Source organism: Nocardiopsis sp. SBT366, assembly GCF_001083815.1.
Taxonomy (GTDB): Bacteria; Actinomycetota; Actinomycetes; order Streptosporangiales; family Streptosporangiaceae; genus Nocardiopsis; species Nocardiopsis prasina.
Genome location: NZ_LAVM01000142.1, coordinates 1 through 5,452, shown reverse-complemented (window position 1 = coordinate 5,452; position 5,452 = coordinate 1). Strand labels below are relative to the sequence as shown.

The window sequence follows — 5,452 nt, the reverse complement described above, 5'->3', positions numbered from 1 at the left end:
CGGAACTTCGGTTCTGGCGCTTGTACGGGAAGAGTGATTGTTTCTTGAGAACTCAACAGCGCGTGTTTGATTTTCTTTAAGCCATGTTTGTTTTGGCCCCGACGCACTTCGGTGCGTAGGGTTCCTTTGATTAACCAACGCGAGTTGGTTGGTCAGGATTTCTTCTAGGTTTACTCGCCCCAGGCTGACCTCACGGTCGCCGGGACGGGTTGTTTGACCTTTATGGAGAGTTTGATCCTGGCTCAGGACGAACGCTGGCGGCGTGCTTAACACATGCAAGTCGAGCGGTAAGGCCCTTCGGGGTACACGAGCGGCGAACGGGTGAGTAACACGTGAGCAACCTGCCCCTGACTCCGGGATAAGCGGTGGAAACGCCGTCTAATACCGGATACGACCCGCCACCTCATGGTGGAGGGTGGAAAGTTTTATCGGTCAGGGATGGGCTCGCGGCCTATCAGCTTGTTGGTGGGGTAAAGGCCTACCAAGGCGATTACGGGTAGCCGGCCTGAGAGGGCGACCGGCCACACTGGGACTGAGACACGGCCCAGACTCCTGCGGGAGGCAGCAGTGGGGAATATTGCACAATGGGCGAAAGCCTGATGCAGCGACGCCGCGTGGGGGATGAAGGCCTTCGGGTTGTAAACCTCTTTTACCACCAACGCAGGCTCCACGTTCTCGTGGGGTTGACGGTAGGTGGGGAATAAGGACCGGCTAACTACGTGCCAGCAGCCGCGGTAATACGTAGGGTCCGAGCGTTGTCCGGAATTATTGGGCGTAAAGAGCTCGTAGGCGGCATGTCGCGTCTGCTGTGAAAGACCGGGGCTTAACTCCGGTTCTGCAGTGGATACGGGCATGCTAGAGGTAGGTAGGGGAAACTGGAATTCCTGGTGTAGCGGTGAAATGCGCAGATATCAGGAGGAACACCGGTGGCGAAGGCGGGTTTCTGGGCCTTACCTGACGCTGAGGAGCGAAAGCATGGGGAGCGAACAGGATTAGATACCCTGGTAGTCCATGCCGTAAACGTTGGGCGCTAGGTGTGGGGACTTTCCACGGTTTCCGCGCCGTAGCTAACGCATTAAGCGCCCCGCCTGGGGAGTACGGCCGCAAGGCTAAAACTCAAAGGAATTGACGGGGGCCCGCACAAGCGGCGGAGCATGTTGCTTAATTCGACGCAACGCGAAGAACCTTACCAAGGTTTGACATCACCCGTGGACCTGTAGAGATACAGGGTCATTTAGTTGGTGGGTGACAGGTGGTGCATGGCTGTCGTCAGCTCGTGTCGTGAGATGTTGGGTTAAGTCCCGCAACGAGCGCAACCCTTGTTCCATGTTGCCAGCACGTAATGGTGGGGACTCATGGGAGACTGCCGGGGTCAACTCGGAGGAAGGTGGGGACGACGTCAAGTCATCATGCCCCTTATGTCTTGGGCTGCAAACATGCTACAATGGCCGGTACAATGGGCGTGCGATACCGTAAGGTGGAGCGAATCCCTTAAAGCCGGTCTCAGTTCGGATTGGGGTCTGCAACTCGACCCCATGAAGGTGGAGTCGCTAGTAATCGCGGATCAGCAACGCCGCGGTGAATACGTTCCCGGGCCTTGTACACACCGCCCGTCACGTCATGAAAGTCGGCAACACCCGAAACTTGTGGCCTAACCCTTCGGGGAGGGAATGAGTGAAGGTGGGGCTGGCGATTGGGACGAAGTCGTAACAAGGTAGCCGTACCGGAAGGTGCGGCTGGATCACCTCCTTTCTAAGGAGTCTTTTGAAGACCAACACCTTTCTATCGTTGGTCGGACTCGAAAGTGGACCTCACACCCCTTGCGGGGTGGTGGGGAGTGGCTGAAGAAAATTGGACTTTGCCTCCGGCGACTAGAAGCGTCGGGGGGCGCGCTGTTGGGTGTCTGAGGAAGCAATCCTTGTGGTTGGTTCCCGCTACCACCTCCAGTAACTCCCACGTCCTGGCCCTTGCGGGTTGGGTTTGTGGTTTGAGGTAGGGGAGTTTGTGGTTGGTGTTTTGATTTGTGAATAGTGTGCGCGAGCATCTTATTATCTGTAGTGGCCAAGTGATAGTGGCACACGGTGGATGCCTTGGCATCAGGCGCCGATGAAGGACGTGGGAGGCCACGATAGGCCGCGGGGAGCTGTCAACCGAGCTTTGATCCGCGGGTGTCCGAATGGGGAAACCTAGCCCGAGTTGTGTCGGGTTGCCGCTACCTGAATGTATAGGGTAGTTGGTGGTGACGCGGGGAAGTGAAACATCTCAGTACCCGTAGGAAGAGTAAACAACAGTGATTCTCCTAGTAGTGGTGAGCGAACGGGGAAGAGGCTAAACCGTGCGCGTGTGATAGACGACAGTCGTTGCGTGTGCGGGGTTGTGGGATGCATCTTTTCAGGTCTGTCGGCCTGGAGCGCTGATGATTTTTCTAGCTGAATCCGTTGGGAAACGGTACCGGAGTGGGTGAGAGTCCCGTAGGTGAAGGAAGAGTCTAGGTGTTGATGTTCTCCCGAGTAGCGCGGAGCCCGAGAAATTCCGTGTGAATCTGGCAGGACCACCTGCTAAGCCAAAATACGTCCTGATGACCGATAGTGCACTAGTACCGTGAGGGAAAGGTGAAAAGTGCCCCGGTGAGGGGTCGTGAAATAGTACCTGAAACCGTGTGCTGTCAAGCCGTCAGAGCTGAAGCTTGTCTTTGGTGATGGCGTGCCTTTTGAAGAATGAGCCTGCGAGTCATGGTGTGTGGCAAGGTTAACCCGGGTGGGGTAGCCGTAGGGAAACCGAGTCTGAATAGGGCGATTGAGTCGCATGCTGTGGACCCGAAGCGGAGTGATCTACCCATGTCCAGGGTGAAGCGGGGGTAAGACCTCGTGGAGGCCCGAACCCACCAGAGTTGAAAATCTGGGGGATGAGGTGTGGGTAGGGGTGAAAGGCCAATCAAACTCCGTGATAGCTGGTTCTCCCCGAAATGCATTTAGGTGCAGCGTCACGTGTTTCTTGCTGGAGGTAGAGCTACTGTTTGGCTGATGGGCCCTACAAGGTTACTGACGTCAGACAAACTCCGAATGCCGGTTAAGTGAAGCGTGGCAGTGAGACTGCGGGGGATAAGCTTCGTAGTCGAGAGGGAAACAGCCCAGATCATCAGCTAAGGCCCCTAAGCGTGTGCTAAGTGGGAAAGGTTGTGGAGTTGCTGAGACAACCAGGAGGTTGGCTTAGAAGCAGCCATCCTTTAAAGAGTGCGTAATAGCTCACTGGTCAAGTGGTTCTGCGCCGATAATGTAGCGGGGCTTAAGTACACCGCCGAAGCTGTGAAGTTCAGCCCGTAAGGGCTGGGTTGGTAGGGGAGCGTCGTGCATCCAGTGAAGCTGCCGAGTGATCGAGTGGTGGAGGGTGTGCGAGTGAGAATGCAGGCATGAGTAGCGAAAGCAACGTGAGAAACGTTGCCGCCGATTGACTAAGGGTTCCTGGGGCAGGTTAATCCGCCCAGGGTGAGTCTGGACCTAAGGCGAGGCCGACAGGCGTAGTCGATGGATAACGGGTTGATATTCCCGTACCCGTGCACGAGCGTCCAGTATCGAATCAGGTGATGCTAACCACGCTGGTTCTTGGTGTGCCCTTCGGGGGATGCCTCTGAACTGGTCTGGGACCCGAGCTTGTAGTAGGTAAGTGATGGGGTGACGCAGGAGGGTAGCTCTACCCGGCGATGGTTGTCCGGGAGTAAGCGTGTAGGCCGAGGGGTAGGCAAATCCGCCCTTCGTTAAGGCTGAGACGTGATGCCGAGCCGTTTTTGGTGAAGTGAGTGATCCCATGCTGTCGAGAAAAGCCTCTAGCGAGTTCGTGTGTGGCCAGTACCCTAAACCGACGCAGGTGGTCAGGTAGAGAATACCGAGGCGTTCGGGTGAACCATGGTTAAGGAACTCGGCAAATTGTCCCCGTAACTTTGGGAGAAGGGGAGCCCTGTCTGGTGACGGTCTTTACGGCCTGAGCTGGGTGGGGTCGCAGATAGCGGGGGGAAGCGACTGTTTATTAAAAACACAGGTCCGTGCGAAGTCGTAAGACGCTGTATACGGACTGACGCCTGCCCGGTGCTGGAACGTTAAGAGGACTGGTTAGTGGGTTTCGGCCCGCGAAGCTAGGAATCTAAGCGCCAGTAAACGGCGGTGGTAACTATAACCATCCTAAGGTAGCGAAATTCCTTGTCGGGTAAGTTCCGACCTGCACGAATGGCGTAACGACTTCCCCACTGTCTCAACCATGGGCCCGGTGAAATTGCACTACGAGTAAAGATGCTCGTTTCGCGCAGCAGGACGGAAAGACCCCGGGACCTTCACTATAGCTTGACATTGGTGTTTGGGATGGTTTGTGTAGGATAGGTGGGAGCCTGTGAGACTGTCACGCTAGTGGCGGTGGAGGCGTTGGTGAAATACCACTCTGACTGTTTCGGGCATCTAACTTTGGACCGTGATCCGGTTCGGGGACAGTGTCTGGTGGGTAGTTTAACTGGGGCGGTTGCCTCCCAAAGAGTAACGGAGGCGCCCAAAGGTTCCCTCAGCCTGGTTGGTAATCAGGTGTTGAGTGTAAGTGCACAAGGGAGCTTGACTGTGAGACGGACGTGTCGAGCAGGAGCGAAAGCTGGGACTAGTGATCCGGCACCGGCGTGTGGAAGCGGTGTCGCTCAACGGCTAAAAGGTACCCCGGGGATAACAGGCTGATCTTCCCCAAGAGTCCATATCGACGGGATGGTTTGGCACCTCGATGTCGGCTCGTCGCATCCTGGGGCTGGAGTTGGTCCCAAGGGTTGGGCTGTTCGCCCATTAAAGCGGCACGCGAGCTGGGTTTAGAACGTCGTGAGACAGTTCGGTCCCTATCCGCTGTGCGCGTTGGAGACTTGAGAAGGGCTGTCCCTAGTACGAGAGGACCGGGACGGACGAACCTCTGGTGTGCCAGTTGTCCTGCCAAGGGCATGGCTGGTTGGCTACGTTCGGGAGAGATAACCGCTGAAAGCATCTAAGCGGGAAGCTTGCTTCGAGATGAGGTCTCCTGCCTCCTTGAGAGGGTAAGACTCCCTGTAGACGACAGGGTTGATAGGCCGGGTGTGGAAGCCTCGTGAGGGGTGGAGCTGACCGGTACTAATAGGTCGAGGGCTTGTCCGCTGCAGATAATTGGATGTTCGCGCACACTTTGTTCACGAAGCTTGCTCGTGGCTGTTGCTCCCCTGTTGGGTTGAGTGGTGGTTGTGGGTGTTGGTTTCCGTGGTGGTTTTGGCAGGAGGGTCACACTCGGTCTCATTCCGAACCCGGTCGTTAAGTCTCCTTGCGCTGATGGTACTGCCCTGTTGTGGGGTGGGAGAGTAGGTCGCTGCCACGGTTTTTCTTGATAGGGGAGGGGAAGGGCTTGTCCTTTGGGGCGGGTTCTTTCCCTTCTTTTTTGTTGGGGTTGTTTGTGCGTTTGTGAA

At 56.3% G+C, this 5,452-nt stretch carries 3 rRNA genes; all 3 read left to right on the top strand.

Features of this window, described 5'->3' with window-relative positions:
• The first annotated feature begins 219 nt into the window (after positions 1 to 219).
• Positions 220 to 1,752 (top strand): 16S ribosomal RNA (locus ADX84_RS24685).
• Positions 1,753 to 2,058: 306 nt separating this feature from the next.
• Positions 2,059 to 5,151 (top strand): 23S ribosomal RNA (locus ADX84_RS24680).
• Positions 5,152 to 5,248: 97 nt separating this feature from the next.
• Positions 5,249 to 5,364: ribosomal RNA gene (gene rrf / locus ADX84_RS24675) — 5S ribosomal RNA — on the top strand.
• Together the 16S, 23S and 5S rRNA genes form the textbook arrangement of a ribosomal RNA operon.
• The last annotated feature ends 88 nt before the right edge of the window (positions 5,365 to 5,452 follow it).